At 59.6% G+C, this 25,865-nt stretch carries 26 protein-coding genes; 13 read left to right on the forward strand and 13 right to left on the reverse strand.

Annotated elements, in window-relative coordinates; genetic code table 11:
• The first annotated feature begins 1 nt into the window (after window position 1).
• Together preA and ACOQFT_RS20200 are read left to right on the forward strand one after the other, a co-directional pair.
• The gene (preA, locus tag ACOQFT_RS20195; RefSeq protein ID WP_421599641.1) at window positions 2-1,306 is read left to right on the forward strand and encodes an NAD-dependent dihydropyrimidine dehydrogenase subunit PreA; all 1,305 of its coding nucleotides are present in this window, start codon (window positions 2-4) and stop codon (window positions 1,304-1,306) included.
• A 145-nt stretch (window positions 1,307-1,451) separates the two neighbouring features.
• A complete protein-coding gene (locus ACOQFT_RS20200) occupies window positions 1,452-1,751 on the forward strand; it encodes a hypothetical protein (protein ID WP_421599642.1) in 300 nt (99 codons plus the stop codon).
• On the opposite strand, the gene ACOQFT_RS20205 is transcribed toward ACOQFT_RS20200, so the two are convergent.
• Together ACOQFT_RS20205 and ACOQFT_RS20210 are read right to left on the reverse strand one after the other, a co-directional pair.
• Window positions 1,748-3,208 (reverse strand): hypothetical protein, encoded by a 1,461-nt coding sequence (locus ACOQFT_RS20205; protein ID WP_421599643.1) that lies wholly within the window; start codon window positions 3,206-3,208, stop codon window positions 1,748-1,750. The two genes, ACOQFT_RS20200 and ACOQFT_RS20205, sit on opposite strands and share 4 nt — an antisense overlap.
• Before the next feature lie 381 nt (window positions 3,209-3,589).
• Window positions 3,590-4,198, reverse strand: a complete 609-nt coding sequence (locus ACOQFT_RS20210) for a TetR family transcriptional regulator C-terminal domain-containing protein (protein ID WP_421599644.1) — start codon at window positions 4,196-4,198, stop codon at window positions 3,590-3,592.
• A gap of 171 nt (window positions 4,199-4,369) precedes the next feature.
• On the opposite strand from ACOQFT_RS20210, the gene ACOQFT_RS20215 reads away from it, so the two are divergent.
• From ACOQFT_RS20215 to ACOQFT_RS20260, 10 genes are all read left to right on the forward strand, one after another.
• Window positions 4,370-5,620 carry a Zn-dependent hydrolase gene (locus ACOQFT_RS20215; protein WP_421599645.1) on the forward strand — a complete coding sequence of 417 codons (1,251 nt, stop codon included), beginning with the start codon at window positions 4,370-4,372 and terminating at the stop codon, window positions 5,618-5,620.
• A 92-nt stretch (window positions 5,621-5,712) separates the two neighbouring features.
• Entirely contained in the window at window positions 5,713-7,167 is a 1,455-nt protein-coding gene (gene hydA / locus ACOQFT_RS20220; protein WP_421599646.1) for a dihydropyrimidinase, read from the forward strand.
• An 11-nt stretch (window positions 7,168-7,178) separates the two neighbouring features.
• Entirely contained in the window at window positions 7,179-7,688 is a 510-nt protein-coding gene (locus tag ACOQFT_RS20225; protein WP_421599647.1) for a hypothetical protein, read from the forward strand.
• 2 nt (window positions 7,689-7,690) lie between these two features.
• Window positions 7,691-8,488: an ABC transporter ATP-binding protein gene (locus ACOQFT_RS20230; protein ID WP_421599648.1), complete on the forward strand. Its 798-nt coding sequence runs from the start codon at window positions 7,691-7,693 to the stop codon at window positions 8,486-8,488.
• Window positions 8,481-9,413 carry an ABC transporter permease gene (locus ACOQFT_RS20235; protein ID WP_421599649.1) on the forward strand — a complete coding sequence of 311 codons (933 nt, stop codon included), beginning with the start codon at window positions 8,481-8,483 and terminating at the stop codon, window positions 9,411-9,413. The genes ACOQFT_RS20230 and ACOQFT_RS20235 overlap by 8 nt, the downstream gene beginning before the upstream one ends.
• Window positions 9,410-10,255: an ABC transporter permease gene (locus ACOQFT_RS20240; protein WP_421599650.1), complete on the forward strand. Its 846-nt coding sequence runs from the start codon at window positions 9,410-9,412 to the stop codon at window positions 10,253-10,255. Before ACOQFT_RS20235 ends, ACOQFT_RS20240 begins: the two co-directional genes overlap by 4 nt.
• Before the next feature lie 55 nt (window positions 10,256-10,310).
• The gene (locus ACOQFT_RS20245) at window positions 10,311-11,300 is read left to right on the forward strand and encodes an ABC transporter substrate-binding protein (protein WP_421599651.1); all 990 of its coding nucleotides are present in this window, start codon (window positions 10,311-10,313) and stop codon (window positions 11,298-11,300) included.
• 153 nt (window positions 11,301-11,453) lie between these two features.
• The gene (locus tag ACOQFT_RS20250; protein WP_421599652.1) at window positions 11,454-12,167 is read left to right on the forward strand and encodes an ABC transporter permease; all 714 of its coding nucleotides are present in this window, start codon (window positions 11,454-11,456) and stop codon (window positions 12,165-12,167) included.
• A complete protein-coding gene (locus ACOQFT_RS20255) occupies window positions 12,160-12,894 on the forward strand; it encodes an ATP-binding cassette domain-containing protein (protein ID WP_421599653.1) in 735 nt (244 codons plus the stop codon). Before ACOQFT_RS20250 ends, ACOQFT_RS20255 begins: the two co-directional genes overlap by 8 nt.
• Window positions 12,895-12,914: 20 nt before the next feature.
• Complete coding sequence (locus tag ACOQFT_RS20260) at window positions 12,915-13,730, forward strand: extracellular solute-binding protein (RefSeq protein WP_421599654.1); 816 nt, start codon at window positions 12,915-12,917, stop codon at window positions 13,728-13,730.
• A gap of 6 nt (window positions 13,731-13,736) precedes the next feature.
• Here ACOQFT_RS20260 and ACOQFT_RS20265 read toward each other — a convergent pair whose 3' ends face one another.
• The 10 genes from ACOQFT_RS20265 to ACOQFT_RS20310 form a co-directional block, all read right to left on the reverse strand.
• Window positions 13,737-14,609, reverse strand: coding sequence for a substrate-binding domain-containing protein (locus tag ACOQFT_RS20265; RefSeq protein ID WP_421599655.1), 873 nt, complete (start codon window positions 14,607-14,609; stop codon window positions 13,737-13,739).
• Window positions 14,610-14,735, reverse strand: a complete 126-nt coding sequence (locus ACOQFT_RS20270) for a hypothetical protein (protein WP_421599656.1) — start codon at window positions 14,733-14,735, stop codon at window positions 14,610-14,612. It abuts the gene before it with no gap.
• Window positions 14,732-16,009, reverse strand: coding sequence for a c-type cytochrome (locus ACOQFT_RS20275; RefSeq protein WP_421599657.1), 1,278 nt, complete (start codon window positions 16,007-16,009; stop codon window positions 14,732-14,734). The genes ACOQFT_RS20270 and ACOQFT_RS20275 overlap by 4 nt, the downstream gene beginning before the upstream one ends.
• Complete coding sequence (locus ACOQFT_RS20280) at window positions 16,010-17,212, reverse strand: formate dehydrogenase subunit gamma (RefSeq protein WP_421599658.1); 1,203 nt, start codon at window positions 17,210-17,212, stop codon at window positions 16,010-16,012.
• A gap of 70 nt (window positions 17,213-17,282) precedes the next feature.
• The gene (gene fdh3B / locus ACOQFT_RS20285; RefSeq protein ID WP_170324620.1) at window positions 17,283-17,876 is read right to left on the reverse strand and encodes a formate dehydrogenase FDH3 subunit beta; all 594 of its coding nucleotides are present in this window, start codon (window positions 17,874-17,876) and stop codon (window positions 17,283-17,285) included.
• Between the two features lie 11 nt (window positions 17,877-17,887).
• A complete protein-coding gene (locus ACOQFT_RS20290; protein WP_421599659.1) occupies window positions 17,888-20,782 on the reverse strand; it encodes a formate dehydrogenase subunit alpha in 2,895 nt (964 codons plus the stop codon).
• 105 nt (window positions 20,783-20,887) lie between these two features.
• Window positions 20,888-21,076 (reverse strand): ubiquinol-cytochrome c reductase iron-sulfur subunit N-terminal domain-containing protein, encoded by a 189-nt coding sequence (locus tag ACOQFT_RS20295; protein ID WP_421599660.1) that lies wholly within the window; start codon window positions 21,074-21,076, stop codon window positions 20,888-20,890.
• A gap of 57 nt (window positions 21,077-21,133) precedes the next feature.
• Complete coding sequence (locus ACOQFT_RS20300) at window positions 21,134-21,742, reverse strand: TorD/DmsD family molecular chaperone (protein WP_421599661.1); 609 nt, start codon at window positions 21,740-21,742, stop codon at window positions 21,134-21,136.
• A 4-nt stretch (window positions 21,743-21,746) separates the two neighbouring features.
• Window positions 21,747-22,307 carry a DUF3306 domain-containing protein gene (locus ACOQFT_RS20305; protein ID WP_421599662.1) on the reverse strand — a complete coding sequence of 187 codons (561 nt, stop codon included), beginning with the start codon at window positions 22,305-22,307 and terminating at the stop codon, window positions 21,747-21,749.
• Complete coding sequence (locus tag ACOQFT_RS20310; protein ID WP_421599663.1) at window positions 22,304-22,858, reverse strand: DUF3305 domain-containing protein; 555 nt, start codon at window positions 22,856-22,858, stop codon at window positions 22,304-22,306. The genes ACOQFT_RS20305 and ACOQFT_RS20310 overlap by 4 nt, the downstream gene beginning before the upstream one ends.
• Before the next feature lie 232 nt (window positions 22,859-23,090).
• Between ACOQFT_RS20310 and ACOQFT_RS20315 the strand changes: the two genes are divergently transcribed.
• Entirely contained in the window at window positions 23,091-25,043 is a 1,953-nt protein-coding gene (locus tag ACOQFT_RS20315) for a 4Fe-4S binding protein (RefSeq protein WP_421599664.1), read from the forward strand.
• On the opposite strand, the gene ACOQFT_RS20320 is transcribed toward ACOQFT_RS20315, so the two are convergent.
• Window positions 25,037-25,765, reverse strand: a complete 729-nt coding sequence (locus tag ACOQFT_RS20320; RefSeq protein ID WP_421599665.1) for a c-type cytochrome — start codon at window positions 25,763-25,765, stop codon at window positions 25,037-25,039. The genes ACOQFT_RS20315 and ACOQFT_RS20320 overlap by 7 nt on opposite strands.
• Between the last annotated feature and the right edge of the window lie 100 nt (window positions 25,766-25,865).

The raw sequence follows: 25,865 nt of genomic DNA on the forward strand, positions 1-25,865 counted from the left end.
AATGGCTGATTTGAAAACGAACTTTCTGGGTATCGAAAGCCCGAACCCGTACTGGCTGGCCTCGGCGCCGCCGACCGACAAGGAATACAACGTCCGCCGCGCCTTTGAGGCCGGATGGGGCGGTGTTGTGTGGAAAACGCTGGGATCCGAGGGGCCTCCGGTCGTGAACGTGAACGGGCCGCGCTATGGCGCAATCTATGGCGCTGATCGCCGGTTGCTGGGTCTGAACAACATCGAACTGATCACTGACCGCCCGCTTGAGGTGAACCTTGAGGAGATGGAGCGGGTCAAGGCCGATTATCCGGATCGCGCTCTGATCGCCTCGATCATGGTCCCGTGCGAGGAGGAGGCGTGGAAAGCCATCCTGCCGCGTGTGGCTGAGACAGGCGCGGACGGGATCGAGCTTAACTTCGGCTGTCCGCACGGGATGAGCGAGCGCGGCATGGGCTCGGCCGTAGGTCAGGTGCCGGAGTACATTGAGATGGTCACCCGCTGGTGCAAGCAATACTATGACCGCCCGGTCATCGTGAAGCTGACGCCCAACATCACCGACATCCGAAAGCCTGCCGAAGCCGCCAAGAATGGCGGTGCCGACGCGGTATCGCTGATCAACACCATCAACTCGATCACCAGCGTCAATCTGGACACGTTCAGCCCCGAGCCGTCGATTGATGGCAAGGGCAGTCACGGCGGCTATTGCGGTCCGGCGGTGAAGCCGATTGCCTTGTCGATGGTGTCCGAGATTTCGCGGGCTCAGGCGACGCATGGACTGCCGATTTCCGGTATCGGTGGCGTGACCACGTGGCGCGATGCGGCAGAGTTCATGGCTTTGGGGTGCGGCACCGTTCAGGTCTGCACCGCGGCCATGACCTATGGGTTCAAGATCATCGATGAACTGACCGCTGGCCTGTCCAAGTGGATGGATGAAAAGGGCTATAAGGACGTCTCGGAAGTCGTCGGTCTCGCCGTTCCCAACGTCACCGATTGGCAGTATCTGAACCTGAACTACGTGGCCAAGGCGAAAATCGATCAGGACCAGTGCATCAAATGCGGCCGCTGCTACGCCGCCTGCGAGGACACCAGCCACCAGGCGATTTCGATGTCCGAGGACCGGGTGTTCGAAGTCATGGATGACGAATGCGTCGCCTGCAACCTGTGCGTGGATGTCTGCCCCGTCGACGGGTGCATCTCGATGGAACAGATGCCGGCCGGAGAGGTCGATCCGCGTACCGGTTTGGAGGTGCAGCCCGACTATGCCAACTGGACGACACATCCGAACAATCCGATGGCGAAGGCCGCCGAGTAATGTAGCTGTTGGAAACAGGAAAGGGGCCGGTTAGCGCCAGCCTCTGACGAAAAATGTTGAAGCTCGCCCCTAAATTGGGCGAGCTTCTTACTTCGGGTTTTCAAGTTTCGGCCAATATGACTGCTGCCACTACTGGAGTAACTTGATGATCACATACGAAAAATCTTTTGCCGAAACCTTGGCTGCTGCCACGACCGAAGAGGAGCGAATTGCTGTCAGCAAACACATGGCAAACTTCTTTTCAGCTTTGGGCAAAGCTCTCAATTCAGGCCGAATCGTCGATCCCGACACAAAGGAGCTCAACAAGGCTCCTAAAAGGGCGAAATCCCGCTCTGCAATGAAGAACGACAAAATCTTGGCTTGGATCGAAGTTCATCCCATCCATGAAGAAGTCGTTTTGAGGGACATCGAACGTGCACTTCGTCTGGAGGGTGTTCAAGCTTAAAGAAAGTCCCGTTCATAAATGCGCCCGCGAGCAAGCCCGAGCTTCATCGCGGGCGTTTCTTTTGAGCCGTATCCGACCCAGTTGTGATGGAAGCGGTAGATCTCGGTCAGCTTCACCATGATCTCGGGTTTGTAGAGATAATACTTGTCCCAGGCCTTTCGAGCATTGGTTTCCGAGACCTGCGGCCGGGCCGCGAACCGGAGGTTGCTCCGGAACTTGTTGAAATAGGAACCCACGCTGCGGAGGGTGGCCAAACGCAGCAGTCGGGCGGTTGCTCGATAATCCCGCCCAGGACGGTCTGTGAGCAGCTCTACGCGCCGGTCCGGCTCTGATTTTGTATGGTATGGCCAGTGGAACCCCATCCTGAGATCCTGGCCGATGATCGAGGCAGCAATTTCGGTATCTACCAGGTCGGCATAGTCCTCATCAGAGAGCTTGTTAATCTGTGAGACACTCAATCCTGTCTGCCCCGCCAAAACGCTGCGCCCGGCGGACCAGGCGGCATTTCGCAGGTCGTTGTTCATCTTCTTGTTGAAGAACACCAGGGCGATGTCAGCCCTGTCCTGCTTGATCAAATCCGCCATCCCTGCGCAGAATGCAGTCTTCAGCCCGGCATCACCATCCGTCACAAATGCGAACTTGCCCTCCGCGTCTCCGATCATGTCTCGAAGGCGCAAGGCATGTGCAAACTGCATGATGTCGTAGCGCACCAGAGCCCCGCTGTGCGGGAGCTGATAGAGCTCTTCTTCCTTGATCGGCTTCTGCTTCTGGAGCTTCGAAATGTAGTCCTCGAACTCGGTCTTGGACCAAAGCCTGCCATGCTCCCGGAAGCACTTTGACAGAAGGTCATCTCCGACCAATGCTGTCTCGGCCTCGACTTTCTCATGACTGGCCTTGTCGTCAAATTGCAGGGCAGCCTCCATGATGTATCCGCTTCGGGCATGGGCGGTGCAGAGATGCTGAACGATGATCTGGGTGCGCTCGCGTTTGGTGGGCCATTTCATCTTGAGCGACTGGGAGTCTGTTGCGAAACGCGAACCGACTTTCATCCAATCGATACCATCGAAGACCTCGCGCTCGGCCCGGAAGGCGCGGACTTGATCGTAGATGAAGTCGATCTTCCGGTAGATGTCGTGATACGACACCTGTGCGATGGAACACATCTTCAGGAATGGGACGCCATTGGCCATCATACGATAGAGAAGAGGGTTCTTGTCACTGCGCTTCTGGCGTCGTGTCGCCCGGCCGATGGAAAAGGTCTTCTTGCAGCATCTGCATTGATGTCTGGGGTCGCCGCCAGCGGTCTTTCCGAAACTGCGGTATTGATCCGGGTGCGCCGCGAGTGATTTTCCCAGGTTCTCGCACTCAGGATTCCTGCACCCCGGCGCAATCGGATCGACTTGTTGCAAATCCTTGAGTCTGTTGTATTCTTCGAAAATCGCTTTGTTGTACTTCAAGCGGTGATTGGTGCTGCAGGTCGGACACGTGAAAAATTCACTGTGACGACTGTCGGCAACTAAGCCGCGAATTGCTCCGGGCTGTGCAGCTGGGCTACTCAAAGGCCGCTTGTTGGGATCTGGGGAAAGCCGAGGCTCACGCATCGTGGGTTCCGACAGAAATTAACATCAACGCCCTCGAATGGAAGCGGCAGTCTGCGTTTAAGGCCAAGGTCTGTCGAAGATATCTTCGAGAGGTCGTTCATTCGGATGTCCTCCAGATTCCCCCAAAAGGGGCCGTTCAAGAGGATTTCTAAAGGGTAGATTGGCCACTTTGTGGCCAACCGAAGTCTTTATTTCAACATTCACCGTCAGGGGCTGGCCGGTTAGCGGCCCCTTTTTCTATGGTGTCAGCAATTTCCGATAAAGCGTGTCGATAAACGGCTCGGCACCCTCATATGGATCCTCATCACCCAGAATGGCCCTCACCTGCACATCAAAATCGGCATAGTGTTGCGTCAGCGCCCAGATCGAAAAGATCAGGTGGTAGGGGTGAACCTGCGCGATTTTACCGTCGTTCATCCATTGTTTCAGAATCGCGGTTTTCTCATCCACCAGCTGTTTCAGATCCTGCGACAGCGCATCGTGAATACGCGGCGCGCCCTGAACCAGTTCATTGGCAAACAGACGGCTTTCACGCGGCAATTCGCGGCTCATCTGCAGCTTGCGGTGGATGTAGGAAAGGATTTCCTGCATCGGATCGCCGGCCTCATCCAGATCGTGCAACGGGGCAAGCCAGACGTCCAGAAGGCCGGATAGAAGAGCGGCGTGAATCGCCTCTTTCGACGGGAAGTAATACAGCAGGTTTGGTTTGCTCAGTCCGGCTTCGGTTGCGATCTGGTCGACGGTCGAGCCGCGAAACCCGTGAGCCGAAAACACATTCAGGGCAGCGTCCAGAATTGCTGCTCGATTCTTTTTCTGAATTCTGGTTGGGGCGCGGTCTTTGGGCATGTTTTCAGGTTGTCTCTTTTTCCGGCAAGCAGGCGCCGTTTATGCCAAAATTATCGACGGCGTCTCGCAATTTCTTGACTGATGACCAACCCGTGATAGCGTGAGTTTGACCAGATGGTCAAATCAAGACTCGAAAAGCGAGCCAAATCGCAAGCAACAGGGAAGAAGAAAATGGCAGCTCCGGCGCAGAACCTCAGGATCAATGGCGACAGGTTGTGGGACAGTCTGATGGAGATGGCCAAGATCGGCCCCGGTGTGGCGGGTGGCAATAATCGCCAGACCCTGACGGATGAGGATGCGGAAGGGAGGGCCCTGTTTCAGAAATGGTGTGAAGATGCGGGCTGTACCATGGGTTTGGACCAGATGGGTAACATGTTTGCCCGCCGCGAAGGTGCCGACCCCGAGGCGCTGCCGGTCTATGTCGGCTCGCACCTGGACACGCAGCCGACAGGTGGAAAGTATGACGGTGTGTTGGGCGTTCTGGGCGGGTTGGAAATTCTCCGCACTCTGAACGATCTGGGAATCAAGACCAAACATCCGATTGTCGCCACCAACTGGACCAACGAAGAGGGCACGCGTTACGCGCCGGCGATGTTGTCCTCAGGCGTGTTTGCCGGTGTGCACACTCAGGATTGGGCCTATGACCGCGAGGATGCCGAGGGCAAGAAATTCGGCGACGAGTTGCAGCGCATCGGTTGGCGGGGTGATGAACTGGTAGGTGCCCGCAAGATGCACGCTTTCTTTGAGCTACACATCGAACAGGGGCCGATCCTTGAAGCCGAGGGCAAGGATATCGGCGTTGTCACCCATGGGCAGGGCCTGAGCTGGACACAGATCACGGTGACCGGCAAGGATGCCCATACCGGCTCGACCCCGATGCCGATGCGCAAGAATGCGGGTCTGGCGATGGCGCGGATTTTGGAGAAAGTGGATGAGATCGCGTGGTCACATGCGCCGCATGCCGTGGGCGCGGCGGGGCATATCGACGTCTATCCGAACTCACGCAATGTGATCCCGGGCAAGGTGGTATTCACGGTCGATTTCCGGTCACCCGATCTGGACGTGATCACGGATATGGAGAACCGCTTGCGTGCCGCGGCCGAGGTTATTGTCGAAGAAATGGGCCTGCAGATCGAATTCGAGAAGGTCGGCGGTTTTGATCCGGTAAAATTCGATGATGGTTGCGTGGCAGCGGTGCGGGATGCGGCCGAGCGGCTGGGCTATTCGCATGCCAACATCATTTCGGGCGCCGGACATGACGCGTGCTGGATCAACCGCGTGGCGCCAACAGCGATGGTCATGTGCCCCTGTGTGGACGGGTTGAGCCACAACGAGGCCGAGGAGATCAGCAAGGAATGGGCTGCGGCCGGGGCGGATGTTCTGTTTCACGCGGTCGTCGAGACGGCTGAGATCGTGGAATAGGGGGCTCTGCCCCCGTCGCCCGCCGGGCGACTCCCCCGGGATATTTTTGGCCAGATGAAGCAAGCGGCGCAGACCGCAACAGGGAGATTAAAATGAGCACTGTCATCAAGAACGGGACCGTCGTGACCGCCGATTTGTCTTACAAGGCGGATGTGATGGTCGAAGGTGGGGTGATCACCGAGATCGGAATGGATCTGAAAGGAGACAAGGAGCTGGACGCGACGGGCTGTTTTGTCATGCCGGGCGGGATCGACCCGCATACGCATCTTGAGATGCCGTTCATGGGCACTTACTCCAGCGATGATTTCGAAAGCGGAACGCGTGCGGCTTTGGCCGGGGGCACCACGATGGTGGTGGACTTCGCGCTGCCGAACCCCGGTGAAGGGCTGTTGGATGCGCTGAAACGCTGGGACAATAAGTCGACGCGGGCGAATTGCGACTACTCGTTCCACATGGCTGTGACATGGTGGGGCGAGCAGGTGTTCGATGACATCAAGACGGTGATCGAGACCCGCGGCATCAACACGTTCAAGCATTTCATGGCTTATAAGGGCGCGCTGATGGTCAATGATGATGAGCTTTTTGCCTCATTCAAGCGTCTGGCAGAGCTGGGTGGTATTGCCATGGTCCACGCCGAGAATGGCGACGTTGTAGCCGAGTTGCAGGCCAAGCTGATGGCCGAAGGCAACACTGGCCCCGAAGCCCATGCCTATTCGCGCCCGCCGCAGGTGGAAGGTGAGGCCACCAACCGCGCCATCATGATCGCCGACATGGCGGGCGTGCCGCTTTATGTGGTGCATACATCCTGCGAAGAGGCGCATGAGGCCATTCGTCGGGCCAAGATGCAGGGTAAGCGGGTGTGGGGAGAGCCTCTGATCCAGCACCTGACGCTGGATGAGAGCGAGTATTTCCATCACGATTGGGACCACGCGGCGCGGCGGGTCATGAGCCCCCCGTTCCGGAACAAGCAGCACCAGGACAGTCTGTGGAGCGGTCTGCAATCCGGGACGCTGAGTGTTGTTGCGACCGACCATTGTGCCTTTACCTCCGACCAGAAACGATTTGGTGTAGGGGATTTCACCAAGATTCCGAACGGCACTGGTGGCCTGGAAGATCGGATGCCGATGCTGTGGACCCATGGTGTGAATACCGGGCGTCTGACGCCGCAGGAATTTGTTGCAGTAACTTCAACAAACATCGCCAAAATATTGAATTGCTATCCTAAAAAAGGTGCGATCCTCGTGGGCGCGGATGCCGATATCGTTGTGTGGGACCCTGAGAAAACCAAGACGATCAGCGCTGATGCCCAGCAGTCCTCGATTGATTACAACGTCTTCGAAGGCAAAGAGGTCAAAGGCTTGCCGCGCTTTACCCTGACAAGGGGCCATGTGGCGGTGCATGACGGTGAAATCCGCACTCAGGAAGGGCATGGTGAGTTTGTGGCGCGCGAACCCAACGGTCACGTGAACAAGGCGCTGAGCACCTGGAAAGAGCTGACGGATCCGCGTCCGGTTAAACGGACGGGCATCCCGGCGACGGGGGTTTGACGGGCTGAGCTGTGACATTTCGCATTCGTCCCATAACATCGCCCTGGAAACTGGCCGGGCGCATCGCACTGGTGGTTTTTGTTAGCTGCTTTGTGTGCAATGCGATATTTTGGGCAGTGCCTTATTTTCAGCTTTTTGGGACGCGGTGCAGGGATTTGTGCCCTCAATCCATTGAGGAATTGATCAAAGGAATAGGCGTTTTTGGGTTTGGTGCCAGTGTGGTTTCCGTTCCTGTGGCGGTGCTCGTCATGACGCCCCTTGTTCAGCTAAGTAATTCAAGTTTCAAATCGAGCTTGCAAGAGACACCGGCTTTCTTATTGGCGGTTTTTGTCTCGTCAGTAATTACAATGGGAGTGGGTGCATTTTTGCTTGTTGCAGTAGTAGGTGTCCCGAAGCCCCTGAAGTATCTGATTGCTTTATCTCCAGTTGTGTTTTCGATTTTGGGGTTAACCTTTGTTGTGGCGCTTTCCTTGCTGACCATCGAAAAAATGCTGAAAACGCGGAAGAAAAAGAAAGTTTGACAGTGGACGTACACTCACAGCAGCAATCCAGCGTGATCGAAGCTGCGCATCTCGACCTCACCTTCCAAACCAATGATGGGCCGGTCCATGCACTGAAAGACGTAAACCTGACCATCAACAAAGGCGAGTTCGTCAGTTTCATTGGCCCCTCGGGCTGTGGCAAGACCACCTTTCTGCGCTGTATCGCGGCGCTTGAAACCCCGACCGGAGGAGCACTGACCGTCAACGGCCTGACCCCGGACGAGGCGCGGCGGAACCGGGCTTATGGCTATGTGTTTCAGGCGGCGGGTTTGTATCCGTGGCGGACCATTGCCAAGAACATCAAATTGCCGCTTGAGATCATGGGCTATTCAGCCGCCGAACAAAACGAACGCGTAAGCAAGGTTCTGGAACTCGTTGATCTTGCTGGGTTTGGTGGCAAGTTCCCGTGGCAGCTGTCGGGCGGGATGCAGCAACGGGCCAGCATTGCGCGAGCGCTGGCGTTCGATGCCGATATCCTGCTGATGGACGAACCCTTCGGCGCTCTGGACGAAATCGTGCGCGATCACCTGAACGAACAGCTTTTGGCGCTGTGGGCGCGGACGGGCAAGACCATCGGCTTCGTGACCCACTCGATCCCCGAGGCGGTGTATCTGAGCACCAAGATCGTGGTGATGAGCCCGCGACCCGGGCGGATTACAGACGTGATCGACAGTCCTCTTCCGAAAGAGCGGCCCCTGGATATCCGTGACACTCCGGAATTCATCGAAGTGGCCCATCGCGTGCGCGAAGGTCTGCGGGCGGGGCATGCGGATGACTAGTGCCAGTATCAGAGCTGTTTGCGCTGTCCTGACTGTTGTCGGCGTCATTATTCTGTTCTGGTACGCCGCCAGCGTGCCAATGAACATCAAAGGCGTTCTGAACGAATTCGAACGGGCAGGCGAGCAGGTCGATCCGCCCAAGGCGGTGGACCGGCGCGACATGAGCGAGTTTGAGCTGGTCATCGACAACCCTTACGCCATCGACGAAACTTGGGAGCAGGAGCGACCGCGTCTGCCTGCTCCGCATCAGGTGGCCGAGGAGTTGTGGGACACAACGGTTGAGAAGAAGATTACCTCAAAGAGGTCGTTGATCTATCACTCTTGGGTAACACTCAGCGCGACGATGCTAGGTTTTGCGATTGGTACCGGGCTGGGCATTTTGCTGGCGGTCGGGATCGTGCACAGCCGGGTCATGGACCTGTCGGTGATGCCCTGGGCCATTGTCAGTCAGACCATTCCGATCATCGCGCTGGCGCCGATGATCATCGTGGTGCTTTACTCGGTGGGTATTCAGGGGATCATTCCCAAGGCAATCATTTCGGCTTATCTCAGCTTTTTCCCGGTCGTCGTTGGCATGGTCAAAGGCTTGCGTAGCCCGGATGCGATGCAGCTGGATTTGCTGCGGACTTACAATGCCAGCCGGTCTCAGGGATTTTGGAAACTGCGTTTGCCAGCGTCGATGCCGTACCTGTTCACCTCGCTGAAGATCGGTATCGCGGCGTCCCTCGTTGGGGCCATTGTCGGCGAATTGCCGACAGGGGCGGTCGCTGGTCTGGGCGCGCGCCTGCTTGCGGGCAGCTATTACGGCCAGACGGTGCAAATCTGGTCGGCCTTGTTTGCCGCAGCCATTCTGGCGGCCTGCCTGGTCGGGTTGCTGGGATTGGTCGAGCGAACGGTGCTCAAGCGGATGGGGATGGCGCAATGATCCTTGTTTTCTGTGCAATCCTTCTTTGGCTGTTCGGCTGGTGGCTGAACGGGCGTCTGGCCAGCGGTCCTTGTGCTGGTACCCGGATGGTGCGGTTCATAGCGCCGCTGGTGTTTGGCCTGACCGTGATTGGCATCTGGGAGCTGGTGGTGCGGGGCCTCGAAGTGCCTTTGGTCATCCTGCCAGCACCCTCGGTGATCGCGGTGCGCTTTGGCGACAGCCTGCCGACCCTGTGGGCCGATTTCGTGCAGACCATCATCAAGGGCGCGCTGAGCGGCTATGTCATCGGCTGCGGGTCGGCCTTTCTGATGGCGATCGCGGTGGACCGCTGGGATTTCCTGCGCCTCGGGCTGCTGCCGGTCGGAAACTTCGTCGCAGCGCTGCCGATTGTGGGCACGGCCCCAATTCTGGTGATGTGGTTTGGGTTCGATTGGCACTCCAAAGCGGCCGTGGTTGTGGTGATGGTGTTCTTCCCGATGCTGGTAAACACCGTGGCCGGATTGCGCGAGGCCACGGCCATGCAGCGCGACCTGATGGAGACCTACGCGGCGACCTATTGGCAGAGCTTTCTGAAACTCCGCCTGCCTGCTGCGATGCCGTTTGTTTTCAATGGCCTAAAGATTTCTACCACTCTGGCGCTGATCGGCGCTATCGTGGCCGAGTTCTTTGGTTCGCCAACCCTGGGCATGGGGTTCCGGATCTCGACCAGCGTCGGGCAACTCTCGCTGGATATGGTCTGGGCCGAGATCGTCGTGGCCGCATTGGCCGGGACGGCATTCTACGGGGTTGTCGCCATGATCGAAAAGGCGGTGACATACTGGCACCCGTCGCAACGCGGATAACAAGATTTCAACAGACCCCGAAAAGGGGCAGCAACAGCAACTAGGAGATATGAAGATGAACAAGCTACTCAGCGGGGCGGTTGCCGCCTTCAGTCTGGCAGCCAGCGCGGCGCTTGCGGCGGATGAGGTGACCTTGCAGCTGAAATGGGTCACGCAGGCGCAGTTTGCGGGCTATTACGTGGCCAAGGACAAAGGGTTCTACGCAGAAGAGGGGCTGGACGTCACCATTCTGCCCGGTGGCCCCGACATTGCCCCGACGCAGGTGATCGCAGGTGGCGGCGCCGACGTAACGGTCGAATGGATGCCTGCCGCACTGGCCGCGCGGGAAAAGGGCCTGCCACTGGTGAACATCGCGCAGCCGTTCAAAAGCTCGGGCATGATGCTGACCTGCTGGAAGGACGCCGGGATTTCCTCGCCCGAGGATCTGAAGAACCGCACGTTGGGCGTCTGGTTCTTTGGCAACGAATTTCCGTTCATGAGCTGGATGAGCCAGTTGGGTATCGACACTGGTGGCAAAAGCGAAAGCGGCGTCGAGGTTCTGAAGCAAGGCTTCAACGTCGATCCTCTGCTGCAGCGTCAGGCTGACTGCATCAGTACCATGACCTATAACGAATACTGGCAGGTCATCGACGCAGGCGTAAACCCCGATGAACTGGTGACCTTCAAGTACGAAGATCAGGGCGTCGCCACGCTGGAAGACGGTCTGTACGTTCTGGAAGAAAACCTCAGCGATGCGGCCTTCACCGACAAGATGGAGCGCTTTGTTCGCGCCTCGATGAAAGGCTGGAAATACGCCGAGGAAAACCCGGACGAAGCTGCCGATATCGTGCTGGAAAATGATGCCACAGGTGCCCAGACAGAAGAGCATCAGAAGCGCATGATGGGTGAAATCGCCAAGCTGACCGCCGGTTCGAACGGTGCGCTAGACCCGGCGGATTTTGAACGCACGGTTGGTACTCTGCTGGCTGGTGGGTCTGATCCGGTAATCACCAAACAGCCCGAAGGCGCCTGGACGCATCAGATCACGGATGCGGCTCTGAACTGATCCCTTCGCAATCCTTGAACACGCGCGGTCCCATTCGGGGCCGCGTTTTCTTTTTCAAATGTCGGAAACGTGTCTGTACTTGGTGCGCAGGAAAGTTAGTATTATCCTGTAATTAGCGGCATTTCATGCGGAATGCCTATCATTAGGGATAAAATGCAGAATTTTGCATCAGAATTCAATTTGGCCTTGTCTCTGATCTTCCAAGGGGATGCAGAGCTGTGGGCGATTGTACTGTTGTCCCTGAAAGTTTCCATCCTCGCGGTCCTGATCTCTGCGATGATCGGTATGCCGATTGGGGCTGCCCTGGCGGTTGCCCGGTTTCCGGGGCGGCGGGCATTGATCGTTCTGATGAACGCCTTGATGGGGTTCCCACCAGTTGTTGTGGGTTTGCTGGTCTATCTGATGCTGTCGCGCTCGGGGCCGCTGGGCGTTCTGGAACTGCTTTATACGCCGACCGCGATGATCATTGCACAGGTGGTGCTGGTCACACCGATTATCGCCGCGCTGACCCGCCAGGTGGTCGAGATGCTGGCCGAGGAGTATTCGGAACAGTTGCGTTCGTTGGGCGTGTCGCGGCTGGCCTCTGTGCCGGTGCTGCTGTGGGATGCGCGTTTGGCGCTGGTTACGGCATTGCTGGCCGGGTTTGGCCGCGCGATTGCCGAGGTCGGGGCGGTCATCATCGTCGGCGGCAACATCAACCACGTGACGCGGGTGATGACCACGACCATCGCGCTTGAGACGTCCAAGGGCAATCTGGCGCTGGCCTTGGCGCTTGGGGCCATCCTGATTGGCATCGCCGTGGCCGTGAACGCCATGGTAAGCACGCTCAGCCTGCGGGCCGAGCAGGAGGGGTTGCGCCATGCGTGATCTGGTCCATGAAATGGCAAGCTGTCTTTCGGTCGACGGAGTGCGGATCACCCGCAAGGGTAAGGCATTGCTGGAAGTGCCGCATCTTGCGCTTGATGGGCCGGGGCCAAGCTTGATCCTTGGGCCGAACGGCTCGGGCAAAAGTCTGCTTTTGCGCTGCCTGCACGGGCTAATCATGCCCGATCGCGGGCAGGTCCGGCAGGACGGAGTGGTCCTGAATGCCGAACACAAGGCACGTCAAGCGATGGTGTTTCAGCAGCCTGTGTTGCTACGCCGGTCGGTTGCGGCCAATCTGGACTTTGTGCTGAAACGGCAGGGCTTGCCCCGCAGCACCCGCAAATCCCGTATCGAGGAACTGCTGGCCGAAGGCGGGCTGGACGGTAAGGCCCGGCAATCCGCGCGGTCCTTGTCCGGCGGAGAGGCGCAACGGCTGGCCATCCTGCGCGCCCTCGCGTTGAATCCCGAAACGCTGTTTCTGGACGAACCCACCAGCGCGCTTGATCCCAGTGCTACGCAGGTGATTGAACGGATGATCCTGCGCGCCTCGACCCGTGGGGTTCGCATTGTCATGGTCACGCATGATATTGGGCAGGCTCGACGATTGGCTGCCGATATCGTGATGATGCAGGGTGGCCAAGTGGTTGAACATGGGGCCGCCAAACAGATACTGGATGCCCCCGAAAGTGACGCGTTGCGTCGGTATTTGGCCGGTGGGCTGGTTACTTAGTCAAAATAGTGGAGATCGAAATGATCCGGAAAATTGTTCGGGCAGCAGTGGTAGCTCTTGGCCTGACGGCAACGTCAGTCAGCGCCGAAGAGCCGTTTATCGTCGTGCAATCGACCACATCAACCCAGAACTCGGGCCTGCTGGATTACATCCTGCCCGGGTTCGAGGCCGAGACAGGCATTGACGTACGCGTCGTTGCGGTCGGCACCGGGCAGGCGATCCGCAATGCCATCAACGGGGATGGTGATGTGTTGCTGGTGCACGCCAAGGACGCAGAAGAGAAGTTCGTCGCGGATGGTTGGGGCGTTGAGCGGTTTGACGTAATGTATAACGATTTCGTCCTGGTCGGGCCGAAATCGGACCCGGCCAAGATTAAGGGTGGCGCGGATATCGTGGCTGCCCTGAGTGCCGTGGCCAAGGCCCAGGTGCCCTTTGCCTCGCGCGGGGATGACAGCGGCACCCACAAGGCCGAGATGCGCCTGTGGGGTGCTGCCGGTTCCGATCCGACCGAGGCGTCGGGCGAATGGTACCGAGAGACGGGCTCAGGCATGGGGGCGACACTCAACGTGGCCAGCGGGATGGAAGCCTACGTTTTGACGGATCGCGCCACGTGGCAGTCCTTCGGGAACAAAGGCAAACTCGAAGTTCTGGTCGAAGGCGATCCGCGGTTGTTCAATCAGTACGGTGTCATCCTTGTGAACGCCGAAAAACACCCGCGTGTGCGGACTGCTGCGGGGCAGAGGTTCGTCGATTGGCTCATCGGGCCCGACGGGCAGGCGGCGATTGCGTCCTATGAACTGGAAGGCCAGCAGCTGTTCTTTCCCAACGCCAAGTGACCGGGATTAACCGCTTGCGCCGTTGTGGTGGATCGTGCCCAGACCGGACAGATCATATCCGCCAAACTCGGCGGCGCGGGTGGTAAAGCGGTCCGATTGCACGAACCCAAGCAGTTTGAGCATCGGGTCATCGAAATAGGCCCTTCGCCAGATTGCCAGATCCAGACGTTCGGAATGGGTCGGGACAAAGCCCAGATCATAAAGACCCGCCAAAGCGCCCAATCCGAACCCGGCCTCGGCCTTGCTGTCATGCAAGGCTATGGCCAGTTCTTCCTCGGTGCGGGCGCAAGTGGGCAGAGCGTCCAGATCCTCGCGCGTCAGGTCCTGGGTTTCGAGTTGCATGTCGAACAGCCGTTGGCTGGCGGCGCTGTCCTGACGCAGGATCACCCGTCGGCCTTTGAGGTCGGCAAAGTCAGAAATACCGGTGACACCGGAGGCCAGCAGCAGCCCGCGTCGCCGTTGTGCGATTTCGTACAGAACAATCGGTGCCTCGCCTAACTTGTCGTGCAGGGCCTGCGTGTTGAACCCATCTTTTTCGTGGATATGCAATACGGCAGCTTGCGCGCTGCGAACCTTCAGGCGGTTCAGACCATCGAATGAGCCGTCGTAATAGGTTGCCAGACCCGAGCCGCTTTCGCGCAAGGCCCAGTCCAGCAGCGGGTCGTGACTGCCGGCGACAATCGGGGGCAGAGGTGGTTCCGCCACCTGTGGCCCCGTACGAGAGGCGCTCAGCCACGCGATGACCTCGGCGCGGGGGAACAATAGCTTGCCCATGGCGCGCACACAGGGAACTTCGCCTGAGGAAGCGAGGTCATAGGCCTTACGCTCGCCAATGCGTAGCAGGTCGGCCAGCTCTTTGGTCGTCAGGTATTCGGGCATTCAGTCGAGCCGCACCGCCGAACCAGAGCCCGCATCCGCAGCGCTGAACCCGATCTGTTGCAGTGCGAAGGGTGCCGCAACAGTGATAACGACCATTGCGGCCAAAGCGGCAAGAAAGGCTTTCATTGGTCTCCTCCGGTTTCGTTTTCCGGTGCTGTCGCACGGCGCAGAAAGGCGATCATGTCGTTGCGGTCCTGGGCCTGCGTGATCCGCTGCATCGGCATCTTTGATCCCGGAATGTAGTGGTCAGGCCCCTGATCGAAAAGGGCATTTATCGTTTCGTCATTCCAAACGATATCAGAGTCCTGCAGCGTGTCCGAGTAGAAATATCCCGGCAATGTACCCGCCTTGCGTCCAAAGATACCATACAGGGTCGGGCCCGCGCGCCGTTGCCCATCAGGCGTCAGGCTATGGCAGATCGAGCATTTGCGGGCGAACTGACGTTCTCCGTTGCTCATCTCGGCGGGGGTCTTCAGAAAGCTGGGTTCGGCGGCGGCCATCTGCGCCTGATCGCCAAGCGCGGTGACGGGCCAGCTGTACATCGCCTCATCAAGGCCGCCAGCGTGGAGATTCTGGCCGTCGGCAGAAAAGGCCAATGCCCAGACCGGCCCGCGCAGGGTGGCGCGAAAATCCTGCGCGATACGCCACTCGGCGGTGTCGATCACCATGATGTATCCCTGACCATCGCCTACTGCCAACAGGTTGCGATCCGGGCTGAGCGCCAACGCCAGAATCGGACGGCGGTCGAGGGTAAAGTCGCGCACCTCGCCGGTGGCCAGATCCAGAATGCGGGTGACGCCGTCCACCGCGCCATAGGCGATCCAATTGTCCCGGGCGTTCAGAACCAGTTCGTTGATCCCAAAACCGTGTTCGATCAGCCGTCCGGTCTCCTGCCCAGTGTCCACATCCCAAACCCGCAGCGTTCCGTCCATGCCCGCCGAATACAGCGTGGCGCCGTCCGGAGAAAACGTCACCGCGTTCACGCCGCTGCCCGCCTCAAGCACTTGCGGGGCCGAGCCATCCTCGGGCCACAGTCCGATGGTGCCGTCCCAGCTGGCGGTAGCCACATGGGTTTTCGAGGCCGCAAGTCCCACGATTTTGCCCTTGTGCTGGCCGACAACCTCTCCGCCCGGCCAGCGGCGCAGGGTGAAATCATCCCCTGCCGAATAGATCGCGCGCCCGTTGAAGGCGACAGAGTTGACGGCGGCCTCGTGCCCTTGCAGCCATTCCGGCTTGCGGTCCGACCACAGGCCAACCGAATTGTCGAAACTGGCCGTCGCAATCCGCCCATCGGGCGCAGCGGCGATCCCCATGATCGGCCCGCCGTGACCCTTGAGCGTGAAAAACTCGCCCAAGGCGGGCAGGGGCACCAGCGCCAATGCCAGAACCAGCCGGTGCATCTATTCAGCGGGAGAGGCCGCAGCCTTGTCGGCCTCTTTGTCCTGCACCTCTTCCAGCCACAGCGAATGGTGCTCGCGCGCCCATTGCTCTTCGACCTCACCCGAGCCCATCGCGTCAAAGGCGCCTTCCATCCCGACCGATCCCAGGTAGATATGGGCGATGATGATGGCGATGAACACATAGGCGACCATCACGTGCCAGACTTGCGCGTATTGCATCTCTTCTTGCGGTGACATCTGCGTTGGCAGGTTCAGACCGAACATCTGAGGAATGCCGGTGGAGTTGGCGACGTCGAAAGTCTTTGCGAACATCGGCAGCTCGAACGGGAAAAGCAGGGACAGGCCTGACAGGCTGATCGAGACGCCCAGCAGGATGCAGGCCCAGAAGATCACCTTTTGGCCTGCGTTGAACTTCTTGGCGGGCGGGTGGCTGCCCTTGGTGAACAGGCCCCCTCCGGCGGCCAGCCATTTAACGTCTATCCGGTTGGGGATGTTGTGGGCGATCCAGTTCACGGTGACGATGATCAGCCCCAGCATGAAGGACCAGGCAAGGTTGTTGTGTAGCCACTTGCAGCCCTGCGCGATGGTTGCGAAGCCTTCTTTTCCGAAGATCGGGATCAGGAAGTCGCGGCCATAAAGGGTCAGCAGCCCGGTTACCCCGAGCACCAGGAAAGACCCGGCGAACAGCCAGTGGCCAAAGCGTTCAAAGCCATTGAAACGGGTGACAGTACGGCCGGTTTTTTCTCCGTCAATGCGGATTTTCCCGCGGATCAGGAAGAACAGAACGATGATGGCGACCATCCCGCCCAAGATGTAAGTGCCATATTTGCGCAGCGGCCCGGTGCGGAAGTTCAGCCACCACATGCCGCCGTCTTGGATCAGAATGCCCGCTGCGGGGCCTTTGGATGAAACGGTGGTGTCTGCCGAGCCGTATCGTATCGCGCGATAAACGTCGCTGTCCGAGGCAACGCCGCGTGTCCCCAACTGACCCAACAACCCTTCGGCATTGCCCTGACCGGTGTTACCCGAGCGATAGCTGTTGTCCACTTTCTCACCGCGTTGTCGGGCAAGAATATCCTCAAGCGTGGTCGCTCCACCGGTTTGGGCGCGTTCTTCGGTTGTTTTTGCGTCCTCGGTGGACTGCGCCAAGGCGGCGCCGGTTAACCCCAGAGCGAACAGGAATGCGATGAATAAGCGGAACATCTGAACCTCAGTCAAAATTCCAAAGCAGGCGACCCGCGCGGGCGGGTCGCCTGTTTTTCAAACAGACGGGTCAGCCGTCTTTCTGGTCGTAGGCGGTGCCCCAACCCCACGCGCCCGAACCAAACCCGCGCGCGACGACACGCTCGCGGTAGATGGCAGACACCACGTCACCGTCACCGGCAAGCAGGGCCTTGGTGGAACACATCTCGGCGCAGAGGGGCAGTTTGCCCTCGGCGATCCGGTTGCGACCATACTTTGCGAACTCTGCGGTCGAGTGCGTTTCCTCGGGGCCGCCGGCGCAGAAGGTACATTTGTCCATCTTGCCGCGCGATCCGAAGTTGCCCGCCTGCGGATATTGCGGCGCGCCGAACGGGCACGCATAGAAGCAATAGCCGCAGCCGATGCACAGGTCCTTGGAGTGCAGGACGACCCCTTCTTCGTTCTGATAGAAGCAGTCGACCGGGCACACCGCCATACAAGGCGCATCCGAGCAATGCATACAGGCCACCGAGATCGAGCGTTCGCCCGGGTTGCCATCATTGATCGTCACCACCCTGCGGCGGTTGATGCCCCATGGGACCTCGTGCTCGTTCTTGCACGCGGTGACGCAGGCGTTGCACTCGATGCAGCGTTCAGCGTCGCAGAGAAACTTTGCTCTAGCCATTATCGTCCTCCTTACGCTGCCGAGATTTTGCAGAGAGTCGCTTTGGTCTCCTGCATCTGGGTTACTGAATCGTAGCCATAGGTCTGGGCGGTGTTGGAACTTTCACCCAGAACGTAGGGATCGGCGCCTGCGGGGTATTTCTCCCGCAAATCCTGACCCTGGAAATGGCCGCCAAAGTGAAAGGGCATAAAGGCCACCCCGGCACCGACCCTGTTAGTCAGCATCGCCATCACCTTGACCTTGCCGCCTTCGGGACCTTCGACCCAGACCTGTTGCCCGTCCCGGATACCAAGGTTGTTGGCATCTCGCGGGTTGATCTCGACGAACATGTCCTGTTGCAACTCGGCCAGCCACGGGTTCGACCGGGTTTCCTCGCCGCCGCCTTCATATTCGACCAGACGACCTGACGTCAGGATTATCGGGTAATCCTTTGAAAAGTCGTTCTTCTGGATCGACGCATACAGGGTGGGCAGGCGATAGGCCTGACGGTCCTCATAGGTCGGATAATCCTCCACCAGATCCCGCCGGTTGGTATAGAGCGGCTCGCGATGCAGTGGGATCGGATCCGGGAAGGTCCAGACGACCGCGCGGGCTTTGGCGTTCCCGAAGGGTGCACAGCCATGCTCGATCGCGACCCGCTGGATGCCGCCGGACAGGTCGGTCTTCCAGTTGGTCTCGGGCCCCGCGACGGCGTCGATGGCCGCGCGTTCCTCGGAGGTCAGGTCACCGTCCCAGCCAAGGTCCATCAGCATCTGCATCGTGAATTCAGGGTATCCATCCTGAATTTCCGACCCGACGCTATAGACCCCTTCGGCCAGCAGGTTGTCGCCATCGCGTTCCACGCCGAAACGGGCACGGAAAGTCAGGCCACCTTCCGCCACCGGTATGGACATGTCATACAGGTTCGGTGTCCCCGTATGGCCCATCTCAGCCGTTCCCCAACAGGGCCAGGGCAGACCGTAGTACTCGCCGTCATTGGGTCCGCCAATGGCTTGCAGCGTGGTTCTGTCGAACGTGTGTTGGTTGGCCATGTGGCTTTTCAGACGTTCCGGCGACTGACCGGTATAGCCGATGGTCCAGAGGCCCTTGTTGAACTCACGCGTGATGCTTTCAACATTGGGAGTTTCAGGGTCTTCCATCTCGATATTGCGGAAGAACCGATCTGCCCAGCCGAACTTGTTGGCGAACTTGGCCATGATGACCTCGTCCGGCAGGCTTTCGAACAGGGGCTCGACCACGCGATCCCGCCACTGCAACGACCGGTTCGAGGCCGTGACCGAGCCACGGGTTTCGAACTGCGTACAGGCTGGCAACAGGTAGACGCCATCGGTGCGGTCATGCAGAACGGCCGAGACGGTAGGATACGGGTCGATCACGACCAGCATGTCCAGCTTCTCCATCGCCGTCTTCATTTCCGGCCCGCGTGTTTGCGAGTTCGGAGCGTGCCCCCACAGAACCATGGCGCGGACGTTGTTGTCCTGATCCATGTTGGCCGGATCCTCCAGAACACCGTCGATCCAACGAGAGACCGGGATGCCGCGCTCATTCTGCAGCGGTTTGTCCTTGCCGTCCTTGTCCTTGATCGTGGCGAACTGGCCAGCCAGCCATTCGGGTTCTTCACCCCAGACACGTGCCCAGTGGCCCCAGGCACCTGCGGACAGGCCGTAATAGCCGGGCAGGGTGTGGGACAGAACACCAAGATCGGTCGCGCCCTGCACGTTGTCATGGCCGCGGAAGATGTTGGTGCCACCACCCGATGTGCCCATGTTACCAAGCGCTAGCTGCAACACGCAGTAGGCGCGGGTGTTGTTGTTACCGTTGGTGTGCTGCGTGCCACCCATGCACCAGATCACCGTGCCGGGGCGGTTGTTGGCCATGGTACGGGCAACGCGGCGCAGTTGCGAGCCGGGCGTACCGGTGACGCGCTCGACTTCGTCCGGGTTCCACTTGGCAACTTCTTCGCGGATCTGGTCCATGCCCCAGACACGGGTGCGGATGAACTCTTTGTCCTCCCATCCATTGTCGAAGATGTGCCACAGGATACCCCAGATCAGCGCAACGTCTGTACCGGGACGGAAGCGGACATATTCATCCGCATGGGCCGCGGTGCGCGTAAAGCGTGGGTCGCAGACGATCAGCGGCGCGTTGTTCTGCTCTTTCGCGCGCAGAACATGCAGCAACGAGACGGGGTGCGCCTCGGCCGGGTTGCCACCGATGATGAAGATGGCTCGGGAATTGTGGATGTCGTTGTACGAATTGGTCATGGCGCCGTAGCCCCATGTATTCGCAACACCCGCAACCGTGGTTGAGTGGCAGATACGGGCCTGATGGTCCACGTTGTTCGTGCCCCAGTAGGCGGCGAATTTGCGGAACAGATAGGCCTGTTCGTTGTTATGCTTCGCTGAACCCAGCCAGTACACGCTGTCCGGCCCGGATTCCTCGCGGATGCTCATCATGCCGTCGCCGATCTCGTTGATCGCCTCTTCCCAACTGATCCGCTTCCACTCGCCGCCTTCCTTTTTCATCGGATACTTCAGGCGGCGTTCGCCATGGGCGTGCTCGCGGACCGAGGCCCCTTTGGCGCAATGCGCACCCAGATTGAACGGGCTGTCCCAACCGGGCTCTTGCCCGATCCAGACGCCGTTCTGCACTTCGGCAACGACGGTACAGCCGACCGAGCAGTGGGTGCATACGGATTTGATGTTCTCGACGGCCTGATTAGCCGCGGTCTGGGCGCTGGCTTGCGTCACGGTTCCACCCGTGGCGCTGATCGCGGCAAGGCCGCCGATCGTCAGGCCCGAGCCACGCAGGAATGCGCGGCGATCGACGGTTTTTTCGCCGACCTGGGACAGGATACTTGTCCGCTGGGGGCGTCTCGCAACCCCGTTGGTCTTTTTCCTAAGCATTTCTTTCCTCCCTTGCGCGCCGTGTCAGCCACGGCTGGCTTGGTACTGCTGATCCCGACGTCAGGGCCAATCGCAACCGTCAGTCAGGTTTGAAAACGTCCGATTTTAGAACCGGGCGCTTTCCAGATAGGCGCGGGTATGCGCGGTATCCTGCATCCGGGTTTCGTCCGTCGGCAGCTCGGCTGCCTCGGCTTTCCCGGTCACGCTGGCGGCGGCGACGGCAGCGGGGGCTGCGGTCCCGGCCAGTTTGAGGAAGTCGCGGCGCGTGGCGCCTTCTTCCTTGGTCTTGCTCATGGGGTCCTCCTGTCCCAATTGCGGTCTGGCACCCAATGGGCACCGGCGAGTGGCGGTTTACGCCGTCATTCGGAACGCCTCGCGCTCGATCTCCATGAACACTCGACCGGCGGTGCCGACGGAGGCATAGAGAACCGAGTTTTCAGCAGCTTCCAAATCCGAATAGAAATGCGTGGCCCAGGGGCCGATATGTTTGCTCCAGAACGCTTTCTGATCTTCCAACGTGGCAGGCGCCCCAAAGCGGCCGACGATCATACCCGCCATCATCTCCATAAGAGACGCGATGTTGTCTTCGGGTTCGAACACGTTCTGCGCCCGGGTGATCCCGCGGGCGATCATGTCGTTGCGCAGCTGGGCCAGCGGTTTTTCGTTCAGGAAGCCGGTCAGGTAGAAACTGGCGTAAGGCAGCAACTCACCACGCCCCAGTCCGATGAACAAAGCGTTGAACTCACGCTCGGCTGCGGCGGGTTTGGTCACCTTGGCCACCCGCGCCATGGCCCGAATGGCCTGACCCAGATCGGTGTCGTCCCCGGTCAGACCGGCGACCTGGTTCAACAGCATCTGATCCGGCGGAGCTGCCAGCAGTAACCCGAGAAAATTGTAGAAATCCGCGCGCAGGCGATCCTCGGCCGAGACATCGATTTTTTGCGCTTCGCTTGCGGTCATGGGGTTATCCTTCAAACTCAAATTTCATGCGGCGCGGGGTGGGGGGCAGGTCAACCTCTTCGGGGTCTTCCACCTCTGCCATGATAACCGGTTCAGTCATTGGCTCATCCACCGCCTCTGGCTCTGGTTCCTCAGTGAGAGGTTCTGGTTCGATCTCTTCGGCTTCTGCCGCCAGCGCCTCGATATGGGCTAACATGCCCTTGCCGACCTGATAGGCGGTGGGGATGTTTTCAATCACGCAGGCGGCGTCGGTATAATCCTCACCGTAATCGACCAGCCCGTCCACATTGGCCAATACCGGGTTCAGCCGCCACAAACGCCGCAGTGCACGCCGGCGCAGACGGTCGGGCACCGCCTTGGCCATAAAGCCCGAGACATCGTCTCCGGCTTGCAACTTTTCGGGATCGGGCAGGTCGAACTCGGCCAGTATCTCGGCATCCGACTTTTCGTCCAGCTCGGCCCGCTGCGCGGCGATAGCCTGTTCCTCGGTGGCGATGGCCTCAGCCTCGGCTTCGGCCTGAACGGCGGCTTTGCGGCGGGACCAGAAATTGCGGGCCTGGGTCATTGCACGATCCTCCGCGGGGCGCGGTAGACGTCCGAGGTTTGACGGATACGCGCATCGCCCTTGCCGTCCTCGACCAGATCGGTGCGTTTCTTGTCGCGGCGGCGTTTGACAAAGACCTCGTCGCGGTGATGTTCCAATGCGAAATCCCGAACCCAGGCAACCAGCCCTTCGGTCATCGGGATTTTTTCGACGATCTCTTCGCCGGTATCCGCATAATCCTGCCCCTCGAATGGCGACGCCGTGACCAGCACCGCATCCATCGGCCGTTCACCATCCAGAGCGTCGCGCAAAATCAGGTAGATCGAGGGCTGACCGTCTGAGAGGTTGACCATGTAGGCTTCGGTCTCATCGGCCCACAAGGTCAGGGGAAGGGTGGCGGCGTGATACTCCACAGCCTCGCCTTCGCGGCGCAGTTCCTGCCAGTCGGCAGGCCCCGCACCGGGCAACACTGCAACGGCGCGCCAGTTCCACTTCGCCCAGCGGGTGACACCGGGTGTTTTGCGCACGACGACGCCGATTGGCATTTCAATCTGGCTTGCGGCCTTGGCCACTTAGTCCTCCCCGGAAAGCTCTCCCCTGCCTTCCACTGCGTCTACTATGGTACACAAGTTAGCTTTCTGCCAAGCCTGAACTTTTTGGCCACGGACGCGATCACCATTTGTTTATGGGTCCGCGCCAATTCTCTGACCCCGTACGCAGGTAGTTTGACTTGCAGGGATTGCCACTTTTTGCAGACACCCTAATCTGAACCCAACAAGGGAAGGACGTCGGGGAGGGGAGGCCATGGGCACAAAATTTCTGTTATGCGACTGCGCGGGGACGCAGGAACTGGATGCCGAGAAAATTGCATCCGCCTGCGGTACGGCGTGTTCGCGGGTTCATTCGGCCCTGTGTACTTCTGAGCTGGAGGCTGCGGCTTCGTTGATGCGGGACGGGGATACGGTGGTGGCCTGCGGGCAGGAGCAGGAAGTGTTCCGCGCGCTTGCCGAAGAGCTGAATATAGAAACGCCGGGCTTTGTAGACCTGCGCGACCGTGCTGGTTGGTCCGACCAGGGGGCGGATGCCGCACCCAAGATGGCGGCCTTGGCCGCTGAGGCCTTGTTGCCGCAGCCGATCACACCCAGCGTCGACGTGTTCAGCGAGGGCACCTGTTTCATCATCGGACCGGGTGAGCCGTGTTTCGATCTGGCCGAGCGTCTGGCGACCTCGCTGGCGGTTACGGTGCTGGTCACCGATGATGCCCAACCGATCTCGCGGGCCTTTGATGTAGTGCGCGGGAGGGTACGCTCTTTGACCGGCGCGCTCGGAGGGTTCTCGCTGCGGCTGGACGCCCTGCAGCAGATCGAACCGGGCGGGCGCGGCACCTTTGCGTGGTCCGATCCGCGCGACGGCGCGAAATCGGCCTGTGATATCGTGATCGACCTGACTGGAGGAACCCCATTTGTGCTGGCCCCGGCCAAGCGCGAGGGGTACTTGCGCGCCGACCCCAAGGATGCAATCGCGGTGGAACGTCTGACCTATGAGGCAGTGCAACTTGTCGGGACCTTCGAAAAACCGCTCTACGTGCGGATGGAAGAGACGCTCTGCGCCCATTCCCGCGCCGAACAGGTGGCCTGCACCAATTGCCTGGATATCTGCCCGACAGGCGCGATCACTCCGGCTGGCGAGCATGTGACCATTGACCCGATGATCTGCGCCGGGTGCGGGGAATGCGCGGCGGTGTGCCCGTCAACCGCGATCACTTACGAGGATCCGCCGGCCTCGGCCCTGTTGTCTCGGATGCACATTCTTGCGCGCACCTATCGGCGTGCGGGGGGCAGTGCGCCCCGGTTGTTGGTGCATGACGCCCACGGGGCCGAGATGATCCGGTTAGCCGCCCGGTTCGGGCGCGGTTTGCCTGCGGATGTCATTCCGTTGGAGTTGAACGTGATCTCGGGCTTTGGACACTCCGAGATGCTGGCTGCGCTGGCCCATGGTTTTGCGCGGGTCGATGTGCTGCTTGCTCCGACCACCGAACGCGACGCGCTGGAGCGGGAGTTGGAACTGGCGCGGGCGATTGCCGGAGCGGATGCAATTGGGTTGATGGATGAGGCCGACCCGGACGCGATGGCGGATCTACTTTACGCGCAGGATGTTTCGCCGCCTCTGGCCGACCCGGTGCTGCCTTTGGGCAACCGCAGACAAATCGCGCGGTTGTCGGCGCAGGCGCTGAACCCACAGGCAGAAGCTCCGTTGCCCTTGCCCGAGAACGCACCCTACGGGGCCGTGGCGGTGAATACGGATGCCTGCACACTGTGCCTCAGCTGTGTATCGCTCTGCCCTTCGGGTGCTTTGGTTGATAACCCGGACAAGCCGCAGTTGAGCTTTCAGCAGGACGCTTGCCTGCAATGTGGGCTGTGTAGGGGTATTTGTCCCGAGAGCGCGATTGAACTAATCCCACAGCTTGATCTCAGCGATGCGGCCCTGTCGCAGCAGGTGCTGAATGAAGAGGAACCGTTCGCCTGTGTCGAATGCGGCGCCCTGTTCGGCGTGAAATCCACGGTCGAGCGGATCATGGAGAAACTCTCGGGCACGCATCCGATGTTTGCCACATCGGACAAGGCGCGGATGATCCAAATGTGCGACAATTGCCGTGTGAACGCGCAGTTTCAACTGCAGGACAATCCGTTCCAATCCAATCCCAAGCCCAAGGTAGTTACGACCGAGGACTATTTCTCAAAACGAAAGGATCACTGAAGCTGTAGTGGCGCACCCAGATCGGCCGCCTTGATGACCGAGACGAAAGCCAGAATGGCGTCCAATTCTTCCACGGTCATCTCGACCGGATGAATGGGCGAGGGGCGCGCGGGATCAAAAGGCGGGGTCAGCCCGTCGATCTGGGTGAAGGCGGGATGGGGGTTCAGTGCAAAGAAGGCCTCGAATCGTTCCGACCAGTCGGGCATCGCACGCAGCACGGCGAACGAGGGTGTCGAGCCCAATCCGTTCATGCGGTTCTTTGGCCCGACCACGTGGCAGCGCCCGCAATGGGTCATCGACAGCTGTTCGCCACGGGCGGTGTCGCCATCGATCACCGTGTCGGTTTGCGCTGTTGTGGTCTCGAAACGGGCAGAGAAAGGTGGACCTTGTTCCGGGGTAAAGCTCTCAACCGTGTTTTTGCCGATATCGGACAAGAGCCAGTCGCGGAACCGTTCGTGTCTGGCGCCATCTCCGACCCGCAGGTGATAGACGACCCCGTTGCGGGTAAAGACGGGATCGCCGGGCGGCGCGGTTTCCAGCACCAAAACACCCCCATCATCCGCAATAACGCGTATCCCGGTCTTGAGAGAGAAGCGCGGAAGGATATGTTGCAACAGACCAGAGTCTGTAATCTCGGCCGGGGCCGCAAGGCCCAGCGTCTCCTGCGACCAAGTGGGGGTGGCAGAGAGCGTCAGGCTCAGGCACAAGAGGACAAAGCGCATGGCCCAACCTAACGACCCGGCCCCGATTGCGTCAAATGAACTGAATGAGACGGAGACACATGCAATGAAACGCAACCTCGTGGTGGGGCAAGTCAAAGGG

Origin of the sequence: Ruegeria sp. MALMAid1280, assembly GCF_049195285.1 — a bacterium.
In the GTDB taxonomy this organism is placed as follows: domain Bacteria; phylum Pseudomonadota; class Alphaproteobacteria; order Rhodobacterales; family Rhodobacteraceae; genus Ruegeria.

What these genes read in the sequence shown, in the direction of transcription:
- ACOQFT_RS20300 (WP_421599661.1), bottom strand. Translation starts at nt 21,742, where the DNA reads ATGACCGCAAGCGAAGCGCAAAAAATCGATGTCTCGGCCGAGGATCGC.
- ACOQFT_RS20255 (WP_421599653.1), top strand. Translation starts at nt 12,160, where the DNA reads ATGCGTGATCTGGTCCATGAAATGGCAAGCTGTCTTTCGGTCGACGGA.
- ACOQFT_RS20200 (WP_421599642.1), top strand. Translation starts at nt 1,452, where the DNA reads ATGATCACATACGAAAAATCTTTTGCCGAAACCTTGGCTGCTGCCACG.
- ACOQFT_RS20235 (WP_421599649.1), top strand. Translation starts at nt 8,481, where the DNA reads ATGACTAGTGCCAGTATCAGAGCTGTTTGCGCTGTCCTGACTGTTGTC.
- fdh3B (WP_170324620.1), bottom strand. Translation starts at nt 17,876, where the DNA reads ATGGCTAGAGCAAAGTTTCTCTGCGACGCTGAACGCTGCATCGAGTGC.
- ACOQFT_RS20210 (WP_421599644.1), bottom strand. Translation starts at nt 4,198, where the DNA reads ATGCCCAAAGACCGCGCCCCAACCAGAATTCAGAAAAAGAATCGAGCA.
- ACOQFT_RS20215 (WP_421599645.1), top strand. Translation starts at nt 4,370, where the DNA reads ATGGCAGCTCCGGCGCAGAACCTCAGGATCAATGGCGACAGGTTGTGG.
- ACOQFT_RS20265 (WP_421599655.1), bottom strand. Translation starts at nt 14,609, where the DNA reads ATGCCCGAATACCTGACGACCAAAGAGCTGGCCGACCTGCTACGCATT.
- ACOQFT_RS20320 (WP_421599665.1), bottom strand. Translation starts at nt 25,765, where the DNA reads ATGCGCTTTGTCCTCTTGTGCCTGAGCCTGACGCTCTCTGCCACCCCC.
- hydA (WP_421599646.1), top strand. Translation starts at nt 5,713, where the DNA reads ATGAGCACTGTCATCAAGAACGGGACCGTCGTGACCGCCGATTTGTCT.
- ACOQFT_RS20315 (WP_421599664.1), top strand. Translation starts at nt 23,091, where the DNA reads ATGGGCACAAAATTTCTGTTATGCGACTGCGCGGGGACGCAGGAACTG.
- preA (WP_421599641.1), top strand. Translation starts at nt 2, where the DNA reads ATGGCTGATTTGAAAACGAACTTTCTGGGTATCGAAAGCCCGAACCCG.
- ACOQFT_RS20275 (WP_421599657.1), bottom strand. Translation starts at nt 16,009, where the DNA reads ATGCACCGGCTGGTTCTGGCATTGGCGCTGGTGCCCCTGCCCGCCTTG.
- ACOQFT_RS20260 (WP_421599654.1), top strand. Translation starts at nt 12,915, where the DNA reads ATGATCCGGAAAATTGTTCGGGCAGCAGTGGTAGCTCTTGGCCTGACG.
- ACOQFT_RS20280 (WP_421599658.1), bottom strand. Translation starts at nt 17,212, where the DNA reads ATGTTCCGCTTATTCATCGCATTCCTGTTCGCTCTGGGGTTAACCGGC.
- ACOQFT_RS20295 (WP_421599660.1), bottom strand. Translation starts at nt 21,076, where the DNA reads ATGAGCAAGACCAAGGAAGAAGGCGCCACGCGCCGCGACTTCCTCAAA.
- ACOQFT_RS20305 (WP_421599662.1), bottom strand. Translation starts at nt 22,307, where the DNA reads ATGACCCAGGCCCGCAATTTCTGGTCCCGCCGCAAAGCCGCCGTTCAG.
- ACOQFT_RS20245 (WP_421599651.1), top strand. Translation starts at nt 10,311, where the DNA reads ATGAACAAGCTACTCAGCGGGGCGGTTGCCGCCTTCAGTCTGGCAGCC.
- ACOQFT_RS20250 (WP_421599652.1), top strand. Translation starts at nt 11,454, where the DNA reads ATGCAGAATTTTGCATCAGAATTCAATTTGGCCTTGTCTCTGATCTTC.
- ACOQFT_RS20270 (WP_421599656.1), bottom strand. Translation starts at nt 14,735, where the DNA reads ATGAAAGCCTTTCTTGCCGCTTTGGCCGCAATGGTCGTTATCACTGTT.
- ACOQFT_RS20290 (WP_421599659.1), bottom strand. Translation starts at nt 20,782, where the DNA reads ATGCTTAGGAAAAAGACCAACGGGGTTGCGAGACGCCCCCAGCGGACA.
- ACOQFT_RS20240 (WP_421599650.1), top strand. Translation starts at nt 9,410, where the DNA reads ATGATCCTTGTTTTCTGTGCAATCCTTCTTTGGCTGTTCGGCTGGTGG.